The 21,621-nt window shown below is 30.5% G+C and carries 18 protein-coding genes, 1 tRNA gene and 1 pseudogene; 4 read left to right on the top strand and 16 right to left on the bottom strand.

Annotated elements, in window-relative coordinates; genetic code table 11:
- Window positions 1-133: 133 nt before the first annotated feature.
- From SJY17_RS03965 to SJY17_RS03940, 6 genes are all read right to left on the bottom strand, one after another.
- Complete coding sequence (locus SJY17_RS03965; protein ID WP_397364174.1) at window positions 134-646, bottom strand: OmpH family outer membrane protein; 513 nt, start codon at window positions 644-646, stop codon at window positions 134-136.
- Between the two features lie 230 nt (window positions 647-876).
- A complete protein-coding gene (locus tag SJY17_RS03960; protein ID WP_397364173.1) occupies window positions 877-1,761 on the bottom strand; it encodes a class I SAM-dependent methyltransferase in 885 nt (294 codons plus the stop codon).
- Between the two features lie 25 nt (window positions 1,762-1,786).
- A complete protein-coding gene (locus SJY17_RS03955) occupies window positions 1,787-2,260 on the bottom strand; it encodes a hypothetical protein (RefSeq protein ID WP_397364172.1) in 474 nt (157 codons plus the stop codon).
- Window positions 2,260-4,131 carry a tRNA uridine-5-carboxymethylaminomethyl(34) synthesis enzyme MnmG gene (mnmG, locus tag SJY17_RS03950; RefSeq protein WP_397364171.1) on the bottom strand — a complete coding sequence of 624 codons (1,872 nt, stop codon included), beginning with the start codon at window positions 4,129-4,131 and terminating at the stop codon, window positions 2,260-2,262. Before mnmG ends, SJY17_RS03955 begins: the two co-directional genes overlap by 1 nt.
- 93 nt (window positions 4,132-4,224) lie before the next feature.
- Complete coding sequence (ybeY, locus tag SJY17_RS03945; protein WP_397364170.1) at window positions 4,225-4,644, bottom strand: rRNA maturation RNase YbeY; 420 nt, start codon at window positions 4,642-4,644, stop codon at window positions 4,225-4,227.
- A complete protein-coding gene (locus SJY17_RS03940) occupies window positions 4,637-8,068 on the bottom strand; it encodes a DUF4175 family protein (protein WP_397364169.1) in 3,432 nt (1,143 codons plus the stop codon). The genes ybeY and SJY17_RS03940 overlap by 8 nt, the downstream gene beginning before the upstream one ends.
- 186 nt (window positions 8,069-8,254) lie before the next feature.
- Here SJY17_RS03940 and gltX point away from each other — a divergent pair, with 186 nt between their 5' ends.
- Window positions 8,255-9,763, top strand: coding sequence for a glutamate--tRNA ligase (gene gltX / locus SJY17_RS03935; RefSeq protein WP_397364168.1), 1,509 nt, complete (start codon window positions 8,255-8,257; stop codon window positions 9,761-9,763).
- Between the two features lie 51 nt (window positions 9,764-9,814).
- Here the strand turns inward: gltX and SJY17_RS03930 are convergent, their stop codons facing one another.
- Window positions 9,815-10,498, bottom strand: a complete 684-nt coding sequence (locus SJY17_RS03930; protein WP_397364167.1) for a hypothetical protein — start codon at window positions 10,496-10,498, stop codon at window positions 9,815-9,817.
- Window positions 10,499-10,576: 78 nt separating this feature from the next.
- On the opposite strand from SJY17_RS03930, the gene SJY17_RS03925 reads away from it, so the two are divergent.
- Window positions 10,577-11,512, top strand: coding sequence for an SPFH domain-containing protein (locus tag SJY17_RS03925; RefSeq protein ID WP_397364166.1), 936 nt, complete (start codon window positions 10,577-10,579; stop codon window positions 11,510-11,512).
- A gap of 44 nt (window positions 11,513-11,556) precedes the next feature.
- On the opposite strand, the gene SJY17_RS03920 is transcribed toward SJY17_RS03925, so the two are convergent.
- The 3 genes from SJY17_RS03920 to SJY17_RS03910 all read right to left on the bottom strand — a co-directional run bounded on the left by SJY17_RS03920 (window position 11,557) and on the right by SJY17_RS03910 (window position 15,364).
- Window positions 11,557-12,717, bottom strand: coding sequence for a GNAT family N-acetyltransferase (locus tag SJY17_RS03920; RefSeq protein WP_397364165.1), 1,161 nt, complete (start codon window positions 12,715-12,717; stop codon window positions 11,557-11,559).
- A gap of 66 nt (window positions 12,718-12,783) precedes the next feature.
- Window positions 12,784-13,266, bottom strand: a complete 483-nt coding sequence (locus tag SJY17_RS03915) for a DUF1761 domain-containing protein (RefSeq protein WP_397364164.1) — start codon at window positions 13,264-13,266, stop codon at window positions 12,784-12,786.
- Window positions 13,267-13,354: 88 nt separating this feature from the next.
- A complete protein-coding gene (locus SJY17_RS03910; RefSeq protein WP_397364163.1) occupies window positions 13,355-15,364 on the bottom strand; it encodes a glutamine--tRNA ligase/YqeY domain fusion protein in 2,010 nt (669 codons plus the stop codon).
- A gap of 154 nt (window positions 15,365-15,518) precedes the next feature.
- Here SJY17_RS03910 and folB point away from each other — a divergent pair, with 154 nt between their 5' ends.
- Window positions 15,519-15,881, top strand: a complete 363-nt coding sequence (gene folB, locus SJY17_RS03905; RefSeq protein WP_397364162.1) for a dihydroneopterin aldolase — start codon at window positions 15,519-15,521, stop codon at window positions 15,879-15,881.
- Window positions 15,882-15,931: 50 nt separating this feature from the next.
- Window positions 15,932-16,002, top strand: a tRNA-Cys gene (locus tag SJY17_RS03900).
- A gap of 38 nt (window positions 16,003-16,040) precedes the next feature.
- On the opposite strand, the pseudogene SJY17_RS03895 reads toward SJY17_RS03900, so the two are convergent.
- The 6 genes and pseudogenes from SJY17_RS03895 to SJY17_RS03870 all read right to left on the bottom strand — a co-directional run bounded on the left by SJY17_RS03895 (window position 16,041) and on the right by SJY17_RS03870 (window position 21,234).
- A pseudogene (locus tag SJY17_RS03895) lies at window positions 16,041-16,390 on the bottom strand (ribose-5-phosphate isomerase).
- Between the two features lie 9 nt (window positions 16,391-16,399).
- A complete protein-coding gene (locus tag SJY17_RS03890; protein ID WP_397364161.1) occupies window positions 16,400-16,924 on the bottom strand; it encodes a hypothetical protein in 525 nt (174 codons plus the stop codon).
- A gap of 13 nt (window positions 16,925-16,937) precedes the next feature.
- Window positions 16,938-17,615, bottom strand: coding sequence for a LysE family translocator (locus SJY17_RS03885; protein ID WP_397364160.1), 678 nt, complete (start codon window positions 17,613-17,615; stop codon window positions 16,938-16,940).
- A 129-nt stretch (window positions 17,616-17,744) separates the two neighbouring features.
- Window positions 17,745-18,422 carry a head GIN domain-containing protein gene (locus tag SJY17_RS03880; RefSeq protein ID WP_397364159.1) on the bottom strand — a complete coding sequence of 226 codons (678 nt, stop codon included), beginning with the start codon at window positions 18,420-18,422 and terminating at the stop codon, window positions 17,745-17,747.
- A 126-nt stretch (window positions 18,423-18,548) separates the two neighbouring features.
- Window positions 18,549-18,851, bottom strand: coding sequence for a YbjQ family protein (locus SJY17_RS03875; protein ID WP_397364158.1), 303 nt, complete (start codon window positions 18,849-18,851; stop codon window positions 18,549-18,551).
- Window positions 18,852-18,981: 130 nt separating this feature from the next.
- Window positions 18,982-21,234: a ribonuclease R family protein gene (locus tag SJY17_RS03870; protein WP_397364157.1), complete on the bottom strand. Its 2,253-nt coding sequence runs from the start codon at window positions 21,232-21,234 to the stop codon at window positions 18,982-18,984.
- Window positions 21,235-21,621: the final 387 nt, after the last annotated feature.

Below are 21,621 nucleotides of genomic sequence, written 5' to 3'. Positions count from 1 at the left end.
TTTTATTGAATATAATTAATAGCACGCTAAATATAAGTATTAATAAGAAAAACACTGATATTAAAACTATTATAAACAAAAAAAAGACGATTAACTGTTGTTAATCGTCTTCCTTGAAGCTATTTTTTATAGCTTATTTATTATAATCAGCATCCATTGCATTAATTACTTTCTCTGATAAATCATACTGATCTTTAGCAAACATTACGCTTGGTGAAGCATCTACAGTACCTAAAATTAGGTCAAATCCATTTGTTTTTCCATAATCTTTAACAAAAGTCTTTACTTTTTCAATTATAGTGTCCATTTCTTTTTGAAAACCTTGAGCAAGTTGTTGTTGCTCAAACTGTAATTGCTCCTGTAGCATTTTTTGCTTTTTACCAAGTGCTTCAAATTTAGCAGTAGCTTTAGACTTTGACATTTTCTGAGCATCTAACTGAGTTTTTTGTGCTTCTAACTGAAATGCTTTTCCAATACTATCTGTTCTTAGCTTAAAAGCACTTTCTTTTGTTTCGTACTTTTTTTCTAAATCAATTTTTTCTTTAATACCATTAATAACATTTACATTATCAACGTATCCAATTTTTTGATTTTGACAAGATGTAAAAATTAATGTAATTAATAATAATCCTATTATTTTTTTCATGTTTATATAATTTCAGAATAAGCGCAAATGTAAATAATTAAATAAATTGATTTTAACTTTTTTAAGAATTTTGACCTTAATAAGGTTTTTCTATAACAAACCAAAACTAATATAATTAAATACTATTAAAAACAAACTTAAATAAAGCGCTTTAAAGACGTTTTAGAAAAACGAGAGGTGTTTAGTTGTTTTGTAAGTCGAGTCTTAAATAAGCGCGTTTAAAATTGAAATTAGCTGTTTTTAATGATGTAAATTAGTGAAGAATACTCTCCAGAAGACTTTGCTTTTAGATTTGACTTAAAACCTGTCCAAGACGCATTAAAAATTTTCATCTTTCCAGATTTATATTTTTCAGAAAGTAGACTAACATAGTACGAGTCAAACACCATTGGTTTGGTTTTGATAACTTTCATTTTAATACTTGAAAATAATTTAGAAACGGATGTTTGATTAAAATGCCATAAATGTCTTGGTACATCATAAGCAGCCCAAAACTGTTTATAATATGTTGCATCATAACTTTTATAATTTGGTACAGCAACAATTAAAATACCATCTTGTTTAAGTAAGTTTTTTAGTTGTTTAATCTGTTCTTCCAGATTAGGAACATGTTCCAATACATGCCAAAGGGTAATTACATCAAAGCTGTGTTTTGTAAAAGACATTAAATGATCTGAACCAAAAACAGTATTGCTTGTTTTTTGATTTGCAATTTTTCTTGCGTCTTCATTTGGTTCGATTCCGGAAACATTCCAATTATTACTTTGTGCTGTTTTTAAAAAATCACCTGTTCCACATCCAAAATCTAACAGGGTTTTTTGTTCAGATTTATCTTGTTGATTTTCTAAAATATTAAACGAATTAATCAATTTTAATTTCTTCTTTAAAGAAATCTGTCGGATACTATGATATGCTTTTTCAAACAAATTTCGTTTAGAATCTGTATGGGAAATATAGTCTTCTGTTTTATAATATTCCGGTAAATCTTCTAATGAGGGTTTAGGAATAGTTTCCAAAAAACCATAGGTTTTATTTTTAACTAATTGAAACTCTTCTCCTGAAACAGAGTGGTCTTTTACTTTTAAAGCTATATTATTTTTTATTTTATTGTCCATTAAAAAACAAACGTTCCACGTGGAACTATTTTAAAGTGTTATGCAATTCCACATTAAACATTGTAGATAATTGTGTTCCTAGTTTGACCACTTCAACTCTGTTTTTTGAAGTAAACAAAATCTCGTTTTTATGACCTTTAAAAAACTTTATAGTATATAATCTATACTTACTATCGCCTAGAATATCTGGTGAAAAACCAACATGATTTGACTGAACGAATGACTGATTAAACAACGAAACATAATCTGGAAATAACAATTCTTTTTTTATTTTAAAAAGGGAAATGTTGAATATTCTGAATTGATAATAATTTAAAAACCCCTTTGTTATGACAAGGTTATAATTAACAAAAAAGAAGAGAATACCTAGTACATAAAAGAGCACCCCTAAAAATTCATTATACTTATCATTTAACAAAGTCCCTATAAAAAACAAACCAGTAACAACTACTAACTTTTGTCTAAACGGGATAAATTGTTTTAAAATAACTCGCTTCATTATCGTCCCATATAAACCAATAATACAGAAATATCTGCAGGAGAAACACCACTAATTCTTGACGCTTGAGAAATGGTTACTGGTTGTATTTTTTTTAGCTTTTCTCTAGCCTCTAAACTCATTGATTGTAATTTTGAATAATCAAAATTAGCTGGAATTTTTATATTTTCTAAACGTGTTAATTTGTCAGCGTTGTTCTTTTCTTTAGCAATGTATCCAGAATATTTAACTTGTATTTCTGTTTGTTCAATAATCTCTTTATCTAAATTATTATCATTAATGTAGGCTGAAACTGAAGCCACTTGTTTCATGTCTTCGATGTCAATGTTTGGTCTTGCAAACATTTTAAACATCTTGTCTTGTTGTCTAATTGCTGCTGAATTTTTAGCTTCTAAAGTTGGATTTATTTCTGCTGGAGTAACACTTGTATCTCTAAAAAATTGTACAAATTTTTCTGCCGCATTGTGCTTTTCCTCCATTCTTTTTAAACGCTTTTCTGAAGCTAAACCAAGATTAAAACCTTTTGGAGTTAATCTAATATCTGCATTATCTTGACGTAATAATGTTCTGTATTCTGCTCTTGAAGTAAACATACGATATGGCTCTTCTGTGCCTTTTGTAATCAGATCATCAACCAGAACACCTATATATGCCTCATCTCTTTTTAAAATAAAAGGGTCTCGCTCTTGCACTTTTAAAGCAGCATTTATACCTGCCATTAAACCTTGAGAAGCAGCTTCTTCATATCCAGTTGTTCCGTTAATTTGACCAGCAAAAAACAACCCATCAACCAACTTAGTTTCTAAAGTATGCTTTAACTGTGTAGGTGGAAAGTAGTCATACTCGATAGCATAACCTGGTCTAAAAAACTTAACGTTTTCAAAACCAACTACAGATCGTAATGCTTTAAATTGAACATCTTCAGGTAGAGATGTTGAGAAACCATTAATATAATATTCTACAGTATTCCAACCTTCTGGTTCGACAAATAATTGATGTCTATCTTTATCTGCAAAACGATTTATTTTATCTTCAATAGATGGGCAATATCTTGGTCCTAAACTTTTAATACGACCATTAAACATTGGAGAACGATCAAAGCCTTCACGTAGTAAATCATGAACCTTTTCACTTGTATATGACATGTGACACGAACGTTGTTTTGTTAATGGTTTAGTAATGTCTAAATAAGAGAACTTGTCTGGATTAACATCTCCAGGTTGTTCACTCATTTTAGAAAAATCTAACGATCGTCCATCTACCCTTGGAGGTGTTCCTGTTTTCATTCTTCCAGATTCAAAGCCTAATTCTATTAACTGTTCTGTAATTCCTGTTGCAGCTCTTTCTCCTGCTCTTCCTCCACCAAAGTTTTTATCTCCTATATGTATTAATCCATTTAAAAATGTTCCGTTAGTTAATACGACTGTTTTGGCTTTTATTTTAACACCAAGAGATGTTGTAACACCACAAACTTTTCCGTTTTCTACAATTAAACCAGACACCATTTCTTGATAAAAATCAAGATTTTTTGTTTGCTCTAAAAGCATACGCCAATCCTCTGCAAAACGCATCCTGTCACTTTGGACTCTTGGACTCCACATTGCAGGTCCTTTAGATTTGTTAAGCATCTTAAATTGGATAGCAGATGTATCACTAACAATTCCAGAATAACCACCAAGCGCATCAATCTCTCTTACAATCTGCCCTTTGGCAATTCCACCCATAGCAGGATTGCAAGACATTTGTGCAATGTTTTGTAAATTCATGGTGATTAGTAGCGTTTTGCTTCCCATATTAGCAGCAGAAGAAGCAGCTTCGCTTCCTGCGTGACCAGCACCTACAACTATAACATCGTAAACTTCGTTAAACATAATTTATATTTATATAGGTTCTTGCTTAAGCAAGATTTTGATTGTTCCACGTGGAACGTTTATTATAATTTTAGCACGCAAATATACAACAAACTATAACATGCTTTTTAAGACGCTTAAAGCCTCGTTTTCTTTGCCTCGCATTAGCTTAGCATCATCATCTGTTTTATCTTTGTATCCACAATAATGTAAGATACCATGAATGATAACGCGACGTAATTCTGTTTCAAACTCCACTTTAAAATCTTTTGCATTATCGACTACTCTTTCTACAGAAATAAATATATCTCCTTGTAGGGTTTTTCCTATAGAGTAATCAAAACTAATTATATCAGTTAGTGTGTCATGTTGCAAAAACTCAACATTAAGTTTATGTAAATAGTCATCATTACAAAACACATAATTAATCTCGTCTTCTTTACAGTTTTCGTTTTTAATTATAGTTGATATCCATGATGATATTTTAGGCTCATCTAGAAGCTTAAAATCTGTTTCGTAATTAAAGCTAATCATTTTTTTGTTTGAAATAGTGTTGCGCTTTTTGCTTATAAATTTGCTGCAAAGGTAAGGTTTGCTTATTCAATATTTCTGTAGTATTAAAATATTGTTTTGCTTTATCAACTTGGTTAATTGTAGTGTTTTTAAATTCTGCTTTATTTGTTTCAGATTGTCTTTTTTGTTCTTGACCTTGTTGTAAAGCAGCGTTTTCTAGCTTTAGTAATTGATGTTGTAGGTTCATCATTTTGCTTAAAGTTTCATTGGTAAACCCTTTATTAATTAAATCCAACTCAACTTCTTCCATATCTTTTAAAAGTTGTTTTGCGTCTCCATTTTCTCCTAAACCTTCTTTATCTAATCGTTCTTCTAAAGCTTGTCTAAGCATTTGTTGTTCTTGATAAATTTTAAACAGCTCACCATTTACATCTTCGTTAAAACCATCTTGTCCTTGTCCTTTTTGGTCACCTCCTTGACCCTCTCCCTCACCTTTGCCTTTTTCTCCTTTTCCTTTCTTACCATCTTTTCCTTCATTTCCTTCTTTTTCTCCCTTGTCACCTTTTTCACCTTCACCTTCTTTTTCTCCTTTCTGTCCTTCTTTGCCTTCCTTCCCTTTTTTCATGGCATCTTCCATTTTTTTAGACAGTTCTTCTTGACTAATAATAATATCTGGAAGAGGCATACCTCCTTCTCCTTGACCAGGAGATGGCATTCCCATTTGCATTTGCATATTATCTAATGCTCCACTTAAAAAATCTGCTAAATTATTTGCTGATGTTAAGGCGTATTGCTGTGATGCAACACCTTGATATAACATGTTTTCTGATAATTGTGCTAAAGACTTATCGATATTAAAATACACTTCGTTTATTTCTCTATTTATGTTTTCTGAAAACATAGGTTGACGTAATGAGATTGCAAACAAACTATCGTCTACGTGCTCAAAATGTGTGCGTAATTCTTTTTGTTTTTTAAGATGTGTTGCATACTCATTATGATTAATTTCTATACTTTTAAATTGGTTCATTAACGATTCTTCGTCAAAAGAAAACACAACAAGGTTATCTAAAATTTGACGTAACATCTCTATATCTTCTTCTAATTGCTTCTGTCCAGAAGCTCCCATTTGCATCTGCATTTTCATGCTCATTTTTTTCATTTTCTGAGCAGCGCTTTTTTGTTTTTGTTTTGCAGATTGTTGCTTTTCTTGTTTTTGTTTTTGGTCTTGCGACTCTTGCTTGTCTTGAAGATCGTCACTTGCTTCTTGTTGGTCTTTTTTAATATCCTCTTCTGTGTTTTTATCACGAGGTACATCCATTGGACTTTTTAGCTCCTTATTATCTTTTTCTAAATCTTCTAATTGTTTTTGGATGTCTTCAAACTTATCGTTAATCTCATCCTGTCTATCTTTAGTGTTTTCTTCTTCTTTTTCGTTTGATAATTTATCTTGCTCTTTTGCTAATTTATCCAACTCGTCACCTATTTTTTCCATTTTCTTGGTGACGTAATAACGTTTAGTAAGCTCTACTAACTGCTCCAAACTACGCTTCTGGCTTTTAGCTTTTTTTGCTAGATTATCCAATTTTTCTGAAAACTCTTCTTTGCTAAATTTGTCCTTTAGCTTTTCTAATTCTTCAAGCAGTTTTTCGTCTTTTTTAAGCTGTTCTTCATTATCCTTTAAACGCTCTTTTAAATCTTCTTTAAATTGATCCTCTTCTTTTTTATCTTTTTGAAATTTGTTTAAATTATCCTTTAATTTTTTATTGAATTGCTTCATCATCTGCTCTTGCTGCTTCTGACGTTTAAGGAAATTTTCAAACTTCTTTTTATCGTTAAAGTTTAGTTCTGCTTTTTCTTTTTGTGTTTTAGATAATTCTTGAAGCTCTTTTTGTTGCTTGTCAAACTTTTCTAAAGACTTGTTTAAATCCTGAATAGTTTCGTTTTGTTCTTGTAATTGCTTCTGCTCTTCTTCGTCTTGTGTTCGTTTTCTGTAATTAAATACTTGACTTTTTGTACTCTTATTTTTATTTACCGCATCGTTATCAAACACTTCAAAATACAAATCGTAAGGCACGCCATCTTCAATTGTTAAATTGTTTGGAAAAGCACTAATAAATTGGTCAAAATTAGATTTTGAAATAGCTATGTTTTGGCTTTTCTTACTGGCTTCATTTCCGTTAGGATAATACACCAATTGTAATTTGTTTAAACCATAATCATCACTTACTTGTCCTTTAAAATAAAGTGTTTGCTGATCTAAACTATCTATTTTAGCTTCTATCTTTAATTCTGGATGCTGATCCTTAATAACCTGAATACTATAGGCTAAATTCTCGTAGTTTTTTAAGTTTTTATTGCTTGTACTAATGTTGTAATCAAAATTATTATAGATGTTTTTAGAGGCTTCAAAAACTCCTGTTTTATCAGTAGAAAACCCTAAAGTATCTACACTAATTAAATCTACATTTTCGGTTGCTTTAGTTTTAAGTTGCCATGTCACACGCGTGCCTTGTGGTACAATTGCATTACCAATACCTTTTAAAATTTCATTGCGCTTATTAGTATAATTTGGGTAGTTAAGCACCATATTAAAACTTAATAACGTTGGCACCTCAACTACTTTTAAAGTATAAGGTTTTGAGGTAATACCATTTGCAGATAAATTAAAGCTAAGGTCTTGTTTTGGTTGCTCAAAAACGTACTCAAAACTTCCGTTTCCGTGTTGCTGTAAAAAATAGGTTTCGTTATTAAATGTTATTTGTGCGTCTTCTGGAATAACGTCTCCTTGAGTAGACACTAATAATCTAAACTCTTTGTTTTCAACTGTTTGCAAAACGTCATTCAATACAAAAAACTGAAAAGGAGCTGGAGGTTCATAAGCAGTTTGGTAATTTACAACACGCTGATAACTATCACTAAACCAGTTTAATTTACCAAAAATTGCCGAAATCAATAATATAGCAATTGGAATAGCTGCATATTTTAAATACTTGGTGTTTTTCTTAAAATTAATTGCGCTTTTAAACGGAATTGGACTTAGCTCTTCCGCTTTTTGATCGATACTTGCAAGTAATAATTCTGACTGACTATTGTCTTCTTTTAACTGTAAAACATTGATTAATTTATCATTAACCTCTGGAAAATGATTACCAATAATTGCAGATGCTTTTTTATAATCAATCCCTTTTTGAAGCTTAAATAGTTTTGCTATTGGTAACGCTATAAACTTTATAAATAATGCTAATTCTACAACAATAAACAACCAAAATAAAATAGTTCTTGCTATAGAGTTTAACCATAAAAAATGCTCGATTAATAAGGTGAAAATAAAATATAACAAGCCAATGCTAAAAAATAGGATAGCACCTTTTATAAGCTCATTAGTGTAATATTTTCTAATAAACTGTTCTAGTTTGGATTGTATGGTATTAAAGTTATTCAAGTATTATGTTATTTAACGGACTAAAATACAGTTTTATTTTTACACTTATATATTTAGAATTGTAAGTTGTTGTTAAAGGTTTTCGCTTTCGCGGAAATTAGGCAACATTATAAAATGTTTGTTTGTTACATTTTCTTTGCTCTTTCCTCTACTCTATTCTATCTTTGCAACCACAAACAAAACAACATGTCAAAACAAGTCAGAGTGCGTTTTGCACCAAGCCCAACAGGACCTTTACATATTGGAGGCGTGCGTACAGCACTTTTTAACTATTTATTTGCTAAAAAATACAACGGAACTTTTGTGTTACGTATTGAAGATACTGACCAAAATCGTTATGTAGAAGGTGCGGAACAATATATTATAGATTCGTTAAACTGGTGTAATATCCCTTTTGATGAAGGACCAGGTAAAAACGAAACATTTGGACCATACAGACAAAGCGAACGTAAGGATTTATACAAACAATACGCAGACCAATTAATAACTAGCGGAAACGCTTATTATGCTTTTGATACTGCAGATGAATTAAACACCAAAAGAAAAGAACACGAAGCTAATAAAGAAACTTTTATCTATAATTGGCACAACCGTTTAGAATTAAATAACTCGTTATCGCTTTCTGCGGAAGCTGTAAAAGCAAAATTAGATTCAGGTGAAGATTATGTGATTAGATTTAAAAGTCCTCAAGACGAAACACTTCGTTTAAAAGATATTATTCGTGGAGATATTAAAATAGATACAAATGTTTTAGACGATAAAGTATTGTTTAAAAGCGATGGTATGCCAACCTACCACTTAGCAAATATTGTAGATGACCATTTAATGGAAATATCGCATGTTATTAGAGGTGAAGAGTGGTTACCAAGTTTAGCATTACACTATCAATTATACAAAGCATTTGGTTGGGAGTCTCCGGAATTTGCACACTTACCTTTAATTTTAAAACCAACAGGAAAAGGAAAATTAAGCAAGCGTGATGGAGATAAATTAGGGTTTCCTGTGTTTCCTTTGGAGTATACTTCTCCTGATGGAGACGTCTCAAAAGGTTATAAAGAAGAAGGTTATTTTGCAGATGCAGTTATTAACTTCTTGTCTTTTTTAGGATGGAATCCAGGAACTGAGCAAGAAATTTTTAATTTAGAAGAACTAATAGCTGCTTTTGACTTAGACAGAGTAAATAAAGCAGGAGCGCGTTTTGATCCAGACAAAATCAAGTGGTTTAATCATCATTATATGCAAGAGCAATCTAATGATGCTTTAGCTGAGGCATTTCAAAAAAATCATACAGAATTAGCAGCTATTGATGTTAACTATATCTCATTAGTAGTTGGTTTAATTAAAGAACGTGCTACGTTTGTAAACGATTTTTGGGATTTAAGTCACTACTTTTTTACAGCTCCAGAAAGTTATGATGAAAAAGCCTCTAAAAAAGCATTTAAAGACGATACTAAGTCAATAATGACTGATGTATTAGCAGTTGTGTCAAATATTACTGATTTTGAAGTAGAAACGCTTCAAACCGAAATAAAAGGTTGGATTACTAAAAACGAAATAGGTTTTGGAAAAGTAATGATGCCTTTACGCTTAGCTTTAGTAGGTGCTTTACAAGGACCTGATGTTTTTGACATCATGTTTATGATAGGTAAAAACGAAAGTATAAAACGAATTAAAAAACTTATAGACACTATATAAAACAAAAAAGCCATCTAAATTAGATGGCTTTTTTTTTATGCTTATGTGTTATTAAAAAGTAATCATTGCTGTAAAAGCTAACATGCTTTGGTTTCCTTTAAACTGTTTGTTTAAGGTTTGGTTAAATTCAGCATCATTTAAAGCGCCTAAAATATTGGTAAAACCATAGATGTATTGTGCTTTTACTTTAAAATGCCCAAAGCCTAAAGTTGCACCTACTACTCCATTAACATTAAAATTATTTAACTCTTTAACGTCTTTTGCTAAAACAGTATCTAAATCTGTAAGGATAAAATCTTCTTGGGTATCATCATTTAATTCTAGATCACTATTATATTGTAACATTGGACCAAAATCTATTGTAAAATGTGATGATCCAAAAGGTTTAGCGTGCCATAAAAAAGCAACTTGAGCTGCAAAAATTTTATATTCTACAGGTTCTATAGTAGAGGATAGACTAGATGTTAATCCGTTTAAACTCATTGTGTTTTCAGACAATTGCATACCATAACTAATGTTATACCATTTTTGTGGTATATCAACAGTAGCAGACATATGACCCATCCAACCATCGCCTTTTTGGGTTTCAAAATTATCTGTTATGATATCAAATTGTGTGATTCCTCCACCTAAAGCAAATCCGTTTTGAATCTTATATCGTGTGTGTTGAGAAAAGTTTTTTGTAACAAAACCTATAGTTAGAGCTACTAATAAAGCATATTGAAGTTTTTTCATAATAATTTAAGGGAATATTGCGCAAATATAACTTAATTTAGTAAATCAAATAAAGTAACCATTTAAAACCATTATCACATGATTAATCCAATTCTTATTGCAGTAATTGTTATAGGGCTAATTATTTTAGTTTCTTCTATATTTACTGTTAAACAACAAACCGCAGCTATTATAGAACGTTTTGGTAGATTCCAAAGTATACGTCAATCTGGATTACAGTTTAAAATCCCGTTAATAGATAAAATTGCAGGACGTTTAAGTCTTAAAATTCAACAACTAGATGTTATAATTGAAACAAAAACTAAAGATGATGTTTTTGTAAGGCTAAAGGTGTCTGTACAATACAAAGTTATTAAGCTTAAAGTTGAAGATGCTTTTTATAAATTAGATTATCCTCACGATCAAATTACATCTTATGTATTTGATGTTGTACGTGCTGAAGTGCCAAAAATGATTCTTGATGATGTCTTTTTAAAGAAAGATGATATTGCAATTGCTGTAAAGTCTGAACTTAACGAAGCTATGCTTGATTATGGTTATGATATTATCAAAACCTTAGTAACAGATATTGATCCTGATGCTCAAGTAAAAGAGGCTATGAACCGTATTAATGCAGCTGACAGAGAAAAAACTGCTGCTCAATATGAAGGAGATGCGCAACGTATTTTAATTGTTGAAAAAGCAAAAGCTGAAGCAGAAAGCAAGCGCTTACAAGGTCAAGGTATTGCTGATCAAAGACGCGAAATTGCTCGTGGACTAGAAGAATCTGTAGAAGTATTAAATAAAGTTGGTATTAACAGTCAAGAAGCGTCTGCTTTAATTGTTGTTACACAGCATTATGATACGTTACAAGCAATTGGAAGCGAAACTAATAGTAACTTAATTTTATTACCTAATTCGCCACAAGCAGGAAGTAATATGCTTAACGATATGGTTGCAAGTTTTGCAGCTAGTAATGAAATTGGAGAGGCTATGAAAGAAGCTAAATTAAATAAGAAAAATAAAGAGAGTTAATCTCTAATATTTTTTTAAAAACCTCAACACTAGTTGGGGTTTTTTTATGCTTTAAAAGGATGTCTTTCGACCCATTCCTTTATTGGATTTAGGGTTTTTACAATAAATTTTAAAGCAGAATTGGCTATAAAATTATTGGTGTGTTTCATATAAATAAACATAGTAAATGGTTTAGCACCAACAGAGCTTTTTATTTCCATTGCAGTTCTTGCATATACAACAGTTTCAAGCTTGTTTTCAATACCAAATTTAAGCATATCGTATAACATATTTAAATACAATTGATGTTGGTGTTGTAACCCTGGGTTATAGCCTAAAAAGTACGTTTCTAGCTTATTATTATTTATAATTAAAGTATAAAACCCAACCAACTCTTCATTTAAATAATACCCAAATAATTTAAAATTATCTTTTAATTGTTTTTTTAAACTAAAGAAATGCCTGTCGTGTAATACAAACGAATTAACCTTAGCGTTATCAGACACATTTTTATATAGCGAATATATTTGTGCCGAAAACAAATCTATATCTTCTAAGCTTAATTCTTTTTTAGTTATATCTACTGCTTTTTTAAAAGCAGATTTATAACGTTGTTTATACTTTTTACGAAGTGTAAACACATAGTCATCAAAAGTATTCCATTCTTTAGGTATATGAAGTATCATGTTGGGCTGAACCTGTACTTTGTATAAGTGATTATTAGTAAAAATAGCTTCGTTTTTAATTATGGTATCTGATTCAAAATAATCTTTAAAACCTACTATTCTTATATTTTTTTTATACTCTTTTTTAATTTGAATAGTTAATGTGTCAATCACTTTAAAAATAGTGTCTAAAAAAACTGTTTGATTTATTTTTTTGGTATTAAAATACAAACCATGTTGACCTGTGTGCATTAAGTTACCAACTATTAAAGCATTACCTCTAACTATTTTGGCTATTATAGCCTTTCCGAAGCGTTTTAAAGTGTTATCTGTAGTTTTCCGGAATACATCTTCAATATACATTTCTACACGCTGTATAATAGCTATACCAACTAATACGTCCTTTTTAAAAATAGCAATGTAATTAGAGTGGATGTTTTTTGGACACGACTGCTCTAGCGATTTTAAAAACGGTGTTTTTAAAAACAAATCATTGGTGTGTAAATCATCCCAAGAATCAGGTAATTGATTTACAGAATTGTATATTTTAAAATCTATCAAAAGCGCAAATAAAAAAGACTGAAAGTTAACCTATCAGTCTTTATTTTTTTTAAAAGTTACATTTAATTATACCCAACCGCAAACTATTGCTCCCATTGCTGCTAATGAAACTATCCAATAACCTGAGTTTATAAAAATATATTTCCAACTTTTACGCTCAAACAATCCGTTAATTGCAATTACTGGAAAAAACAAGAAAATACCAGCTAAAACACCATGTAAAGCACCATGTTTAAAAGTTCTAAAAGCATCTTTATAATCTGCCATAAAAGCAGCTAAAGACGGTTTGGCTAATGCTGGATCACCACCAGCTAATTGTACTGCTCCCATTTGGTGTATAGTTAATGTTTGCACAAAAAAAGCTAAAACAAATGACAATAAAAGTGTTATACCAAAAACAACTGGCATATTACCAGATTTCATTTTGTCTTCAGTCATTTCTGCATGACGCATCCAAGCAGTACCAAAGGTCTTAGGATTGTACCAAACAAAACCTATTAGTATTGGTACAATTGCAGCTACTGCAATTGCTAAATAATTAAATTCCATAATTTTAATGTTTTAGTTAGTAAGCATTAAATGTACAAAAAAACCGCTAAATAAAATCTTAACGGTTTTTAGATTGTTTAATTATGTTTTATTTAATTGCTTCAGCTTCAGAGACTAACAAATCGTTTTTATCTTCTAATGCTTTATTTATAAAGTCGTTAATAGCCTCATTTTTTTTAAGTCCATTGTCTAATAAAACACCTAAACTTATCATTGTAATAATACGTGTACCAGCCTTTTTTACTGCTGTTCCAAATAAGCTTTCTAAATCTTCATAAGATACAGATTTAGCAAGTTCTTGTATTTCGGCTTTAGCTTTTTCTCTTTGATCATCCTTCATCCTATCGTACTTTTTACCATAAGATTTTATTTGATCGATTGCTGATCTATTATTTTGTTGTGATTGTTTTTGTTGTACGCTTTGTTGCTCTGTTTTTGGCTTTTGTTTTGCCCAACTATCACGTAAACCAACCGTTTTGTTAAATACTAAAGCATCAGATTTAGAATCGTTATCTACATTAAAATAACCTAAACGTTGAAACTGAAACTGCTCTCCTATTTTCGCTTCAGTTAAACTAGGTTCTACAAACGCATCAATTGTTTTTAAAGAGTTTGGATTGATAAAATCCATAAACGATTTGTCCTCATGACTATCAGGAGCTTCGTCTAAAAACAATCTATCATATTCTCTAACCTCAGCTCTTACAGCGTGTTTAATACTAACCCAATGTAAGGTTCCTTTTATGCGTCTTTCTGTGTCTTCAGAATACGTACAATGTACTTCTGTGATATTACCATTAGCATCTTTTACAACGCTATCTGCTTTAATAATATAAGCGTTTTTAAGTCGTACTTCTCCTCCTAATTTTAATCTAAAAAACTTACTGCTTGCTTCTTCTTTAAAGTCTTCTTTTTCTATATAAATTTCTTTTGAAAAAGGAACTTTTCTAAAACCAGCAGAATCATCCTCTTGATTATTTTCTGCTTCAAACCATTCTTCTTTATCTTCTGGGTAATTAGTAATTATAACCTTTAAAGGATTTAAAACAGTCATAACACGTGGTGCTTTTTTATTTAAATCCTCACGAATACAAAATTCTAGTAAAGCAACATCAATAATGTTTTCTCGTTTTGCAACTCCAGCTGTCTCAACAAATTTTCTAATTGCTGTTGGAGTATAACCTCGACGACGTAAACCAGAAATGGTTGGCATACGTGGATCATCCCAACCAGACACTACTCCATCTTCCACCAACTTAAGCAGCTTACGCTTACTCATGATAGTATAACTAAGGTTTAAACGTGCAAATTCACGTTGTTTAGGTAGCATTGGATATTTGTCTTTACTGTAAGCGTAGACCTGCTCCTTAAACCAATTATAAAGCTCTCTATGTGGATTAAATTCTAAAGAGCATAAACTATGTGATATTTGCTCGATATAATCGCTTTCTCCATGCGTCCAGTCATACATTGGATAAATACACCAATCATTACCTGTTCTGTGGTGTGCCTTCTTTAAAATACGATACATTAATGGATCACGCATTAACATATTAGTGTGTTGCATGTCTATTTTAGCACGTAAAATATGTGAGCCTTCTTCAAACTCGCCATTTTTCATACGCATAAAAAGGTCTAAGTTTTCCTCGACAGATCTATTTCTGTTAGGTCCATCAACTCCTGGTTGTGTTGGTGTTCCTTTTTGTTCTGCCATAGCTTCAGACGATTGCGAATCTACATACGCTTTACCTTCTTTTATCATATTTACAGCCCAATCAAATAAGATTTGAAAATAGTCTGAGGAATATAATTCGTTAGCCCATTTATATCCTAACCAAGCAATATCTTCTTTAATTGCATCTACATATTCCTGCTCCTCTTTTGCTGGATTTGTATCATCAAATCTAAGGTTTACTGGAGCATTATATTTTTCGCCTAATCCAAAACTAATACCTATTGCTTTGGTATGTCCAATATGTAAATAGCCATTTGGTTCTGGAGGAAACCTAAACCTAAGCTTGCTTTGGTCTAAACCATTAGCTAAATCTTCTTCTATAATTTGCTCTAAAAAATTGAGTGGTTTTTTATCTTCAGACATAAATTTTGTACTTTATTTTAATTGAATAATTGCTATTAATTCAATTTAATAATAAGCTGTAAAATTAGTTATTTTTTAGTTTAAATGAATTTAAGCAAGCTTTAAAATTTAGTAAAGTACTATTTTAAGTATTTTTGCACAAAATTTATCACAAATGGGAATTATAAAACTTGAAAATATACGTGTAACTGCTTACCATGGTTGCTTAAAAGAAGAAACAGCTATAGGAAGCGACTATAGAGTAGATTTAAAGGTAAAAGCAGACTTACAAAAAAGTACAACCTCTGATAAATTAGAACACACAGTAGATTACGTGTTTTTAAATAAAGTTGTAGTTGAAGAAATGGCTACACCAAGTGCGCTTTTAGAACATGTTGCTAAACGTATTTTAGATCGTATTTTTAAGGAAGACACATTAATTACTTTAGCTACTATTGGTGTAAGTAAAATTAATCCTCCAATTGGTGGTGACGTACAGATGGTTACCATTGAATTAACACAAAAAAGAAAAAACTAACAGAAATAGCGTAAAACGGTAAATATTTTTATATTTGCTGTCCTATTAAGGGTGTCGTGGCCGAGTGGCTAGGCAGTGGTCTGCAACACCATCTACAGCGGTTCGAATCCGCTCGACACCTCAAAAAACCTTCAACGCAAGTTGGAGGTTTTTTATTTATTAATTAAACCAAACAGCATATCTCTTACGCCTAAGCTCTAAAGCTAAAGTTTCTTCCATTTTTAATGCTTCTGCTCTGGTGGTAATTGGTCCAATATGGTTGTAAAGACTTGGTCTTAAATATGATCCATATTTTTGGACAATGTTTGAAGATAATTTATGTCCTTTTTTATTTCTATAACCTGTTTTGTGTTGTAAAAAACGTTCTTTAGGGGTTTTGCTTGTCATACCAACATATAAGCACTCTAACACACCATTAAACTGTGGGTTAGCTGCTCTAAATTTAGTGTTTTCTGTAAACACTTTTTTTTAAGCTCTATAACGTAAATATGGTATTGTATTTTTGGCATTTTTAATAATTATTCTCTAACAAAATAATCAATAATTATTAAAATTGAAGTACTTATAATTCCTAAAGTCATTAAAATATTACTGTAAGGCCAATGTTGTATTTTAAATATTGCTCCTAAAAACACACAAGCAATACTAAAAACTACAACTAGATAATACATAAATTGTACTGTTTTATTAGTTTTTAATTTTCTGATAGTTATATAATCTGTTCCTTGATTAATAAACCACCAACCAAACAATAGTGCTAATATTATATTAAATACTATTGGTGGAGAATATAAATGAAATACTCTTATTCCATAAATTAAACACCACAGAATAACCATTGCTAGTTTAATATAATCCATACTATCCTTTTTACTCTTTAAAAAAAAGCGGATTGGATAAACTATCAAAATACCAATAATAGGTGTTATAATTAATGGACTGGAGTATGGCCAATGCATGATTTTAAATAATGCACCAATCAATACAACCGAAACACAAACACGAAGTAATAAACTAAACTTTTTTTGTTGAATAGTATTCACAAATACAATAAGGTTATAAAGGATTAATCTGCTCTAGTTTTTCTTTTAATCTTTCTTTTTCTTCAGGGAAAAAACCTTGAGCAAGTAATAGGATTCCAAACCCTAAAATAACTAAAGCTATTATTTTTTTAGTTTTAAAAATAAGTCTTGGTGTAAGTTTGTTTTTTAAACGTTTAGCAGCAAATATCTTTACTAAATCTGTGACAAAGTAAGCGACTAACATAGTTGTTATAAATACAATAACTCCGTTTTGAGAGGTTGTAACCTTATTTGCTAAGACAATAAAACCTAACCAACCTAATAACACACCAATGTTTATAAAATTAAGTAAAAAGCCTTTTATAAATAATTTACCGTAATCTTTTTGGATTTCGACTTTATGGTATTCCTTTACTATTGCACGAAAAGATCTTGATGTTTTTATAAATGAAATTAACCCATAAATAGCTAATAATACACCTCCAAAAATGATAAAATTTGGATCATTTTCTATTTTACCTACTAATTTTTCTGTACTAAAATAAGCAACAACTATAAATAATATATCAGCTAAAATAACTCCTGCATCAAAAATTAATGCACTTCTAGCTCCTTTAGTAGCACTAGTTTCTAATAAAACGAAAAAAACAGGACCTACGGTAAAAGATAATATAATACCTAGCGGAATAGCTTTAAGAATGTCGTCTAACATGGGTTGATTAAATGCGTGAATTACAAAGTAAAGAAAATATTTAATTAACACACAGTAGTACTGCTACAAATTAAAAAAGCCTCAAATTAAATTTGAAGCTTTTAAAAGTTTTTTAAATGTAAGGGTTTATTAATTATCCTTAATTTCTATACGTCCACCAAAAGTTTGTTTTTTATTAACTGTTTCAGGGTTTCCGTAGATATCAATATCTCCACCAGCAGTTATACGTGCATCTACAGTACCACTTGCTTTTACCTCAGCTTCTCCAGCTGCTCTTATTTTTACTGTTGTATTTTTAGTTTCAAACACACGACCTTCATAAATACCTCCTGTATTAAGCGTTATGTTTTGAGTGTTAGCTTTACCTCTAGTTTCTATAATTCCGCCAGAAACAGCTCTTATTTGAACCGTATCAACGTCTAAACCTACAATTATAGAAGCACCTTCTTGTGCGCGAAGCTCTATAGTATCTTGTTCTATCAACTCATTACCAATAATAATTGCACCTTCATTAGCATCAATAGTTTTTAAATCTGTGTAATGTACTGCAACAAATGTTTTGGTACCATCAAAACTACGATCTAGTTTCATACGTACTTTTAAAGTATTATTTTTTATAAGTACCTCAACATCATCAACGTCTTCTCCAGAAATTATAACTTTATTTTCGTCAGATTTTACAAGGCTTACTTTAATTAAATCAAAGACTTTTACTGTATTAAAATCGCCTACATTTTTATCTTTTGGATTTTGAGCCATTAAAAAAGTAGTACTTAAAAAGAAAACTGCAACTAGTAAATTTTTCATCTTAAAAAGGTTTGTGTTGTAATAAAGAGTTTACTTTTTTTGGATTGTTACAGTTTTATAAAAAAGTTCTCGATACAATTTTCTTTTTTTAAAAGAAAATCACTCGAACTGACGTTATAAATAAAATTACTTATCTGTAGCAACGCTTACAGCTGTTCCTGTAACTGAAACAAAAAAGTAAGATCCATTAACGGTTTCAAAATCTACATTAATACCAACTACTGCATTAGCATTTAAGTTGCTTGCATTGGTTTGTAATTTTTGAAAAGCTACTTCTTTAGCTTCATTAATTACGTCATCCATTATTGCTTTATTCTTTTCTGTTTTAAAAGAAAATTTAGTTTTTGTTTCAAAAGAATTTCCTGTAACAATACCTTTATATTCAATTATTCTGAAGCCTTCTATCGAGTTTGTTGTGGTTAAAATCATGGTTTATTGTTTAATTATTGGTAGTTAAATTTATAGAAAAGTTACAGTTAATTAAAAAATTGCATCAAGAATATTAATAATACTTGATGCAATTTGCTGTTTTTTTTATCACTAAAATTAACAGAACTGTTTAAGATTCTGTTTTCTCTTCATGTTTACCAATTAATTCAAAATCTAAGTGACGTTTTACAAGATCTGCTTGTTTTACTTTTACAATAACCTCATCTCCTAATTGGTACATTACCTTTGTATCACGACCTATTACAGCATATTGCTCTTGATCAAAATCAAAATAATCGCCTTTTATATCTTTAATTCTTACCATTCCTTCACATTTGTTTGAAATGATTTCGACATAAATTCCCCAATCTGTTGCACCAGAAATGACACCAACAAATTCTTCGTCTTGATGATCTTGCATAAACTTAATTTGCATGTACTTTATAGAATCACGTTCTGCTTTTGTAGCTAAGTTTTCTCTATTAGAAGAATGCTGACATTTTTCTTCATATTCTTCTACATTTGCACTTTTACCACCATCTAAATAACGTTGTAAAAGTCTATGAGCCATAACATCTGGATAACGTCTAATTGGAGATGTAAAATGAGAATAATCTCCAAATGATAGACCATAATGTCCTATATTTTTTGTGGTATATTCTGCTTTAGACATGGTACGTATTGCTAAAGTATCTACTAAATTTTGTTCTTTTTTACCTTTAACATCAATTAATAATTGATTTAAAGACGCAGCAACATTATCGCTATTAAAGTTTAATTTATGTCCAAATCTTGCCACTACACCTTGTAAGGATGCTAATTTACTTTCGTCTGGTTGATCATGCACACGATACACAAAAGTCCTAGCTGGTTTCATTTTAGATACAAATTCTGATACTTTTTTATTAGCTAGAAGCATAAACTCTTCAATTAACTTATTAGCATCTTTACTTGTTTTAAAATGTACACCTATTGGATTAGCTTTATCATCTAAACTAAATTTAACTTCTACTTTATCAAAACTAATTGCTCCTTCACGCATACGTTTTGCACGCATTTTTTTAGCTAATTCATCTAGTTTTAAAGTGGCTTGAGCAACTTCGACACTTGTTTGGTATTCTTTATCTGTTAAAGAAACTTCTGCTGGAATTGTAGTGTCTATTTTATTAGTATTATTAAGTACATCTTCTGGACTTAATCCTATATTGTTTTCAATAATTGCTTGTGCTTCTTCATAAGCAAAACGTGTATCACTATAAGTTACTGTACGACCAAACCATTGGTCTTTAATTTCGGCTTTATCATTTAATTTAAACACTGCAGAAAAAGTATATTTTTCTTCATGTGGACGTAAAGAACACGCTCCATTAGATAATATTTCTGGTAACATTGGTACCACACGATCTACTAAATAAACAGATGTTGCACGCTCATAAGCTTCGTCATCTAAAACTGTACCTTCTTTAAGGTAGTGTGATACATCTGCTATATGAATACCAATTTCATATAACCCATTATCTAAAACAGTAAATGATAAGGCATCATCAAAATCTTTTGCATCTCTTGGATCTATAGTAAAGGTTAAATCTTTACGCATATCACGACGTTTTGCAATTTCTTCTGGTTGTATTTTTAAATCAATTTGGTTTGCATAATCTTCAACCTCTTGCGGAAACTCATATGGTAAACCGTATTCTGCTAGTATAGAATGTATTTCTGTATTATGCTCGCCAGCTTTTCCTAAAACTTTAATAACACGACCATTTGGCGAATCCGCTTTTTCTGGCCAATCTTCCATAGTAACAACAACTTTGTCACCATCTTCAGCTCTCATTGTTTTATTAATTGGTACAAAAATGTCTGTTTTCATTTTATTACCATCAACCACTACAAAAGCAAAGTTTTTCTTTTCATGGATTTGTATAATACCAACATATTCTGTCTTAGCACGTTTTATAATATTGGTTATTTCGCCTTCAAGTTTACCTTGTTTTCTGCGTTTATAAACATATAATTCTACCTCATCACCATTAAGTGCTTTATTAACATTATTGGATGCAATGTAAATATCGTTTTCAAAAGCATCGCAAATAACGTAACCGTTACCACGTTGTGCAGCATCAAAAATTCCTGTATGATACTCTGTATTAACAACCGCTTTAAACTTACCACGATCGGTTTCTATAATTTCTTCTTTAGCTTTAAGTTGGGCTAATTTTTTTATAATCTGGTTTCTACTACTAGCATCATTTACTCCTAATTTAGCAGCAATTTGTTTGTAATTAAAACTTTTGTTTCTCTCTTTTTTTAAAATACTAAGAATTGTATTTGTAAGGTTGGAAATCTTATTATTTGAAGGTTTCCTGTGTTTCTTTTTTGTCATTTAATTTGTAATCTTATTGTGTGTCATTCAGAGTGAAACGAAGAATCTCATTTGTTGTAGAGATTGCCACGCTTTGCTCGCAATGACATCTGTTTTCAACTTAATAAAAGGAGAAGACTGGTTATTAAGTTTTTACAAAGCTACGTTTTTAATATTAAATAGATATTAAGCTACTATTAAATTTAAAATCTAGAGTTATCCACAATTATATTATATACTATTATTTTTTCTTTAAAAATTTAAAAAAAATTGATGATGATTATTGCTTGTTAATAGCGGTATAACTTTTTAAGTATTTGATTGTGTAGGTTACTTTTCTGTTTCTATTAACAGGTTATACAATAGTTAAATCATTAATTTACTGCTTGTTTAGTTTAACTATTAACA

Origin of the sequence: Olleya sp. R77988 (assembly GCF_044594215.1) — a bacterium.
GTDB lineage: Bacteria > Bacteroidota > Bacteroidia > Flavobacteriales > Flavobacteriaceae > Olleya.
Note: the sequence above shows the minus strand (reverse complement) of the source record. Positions and strands in the feature narration are given on the sequence as shown.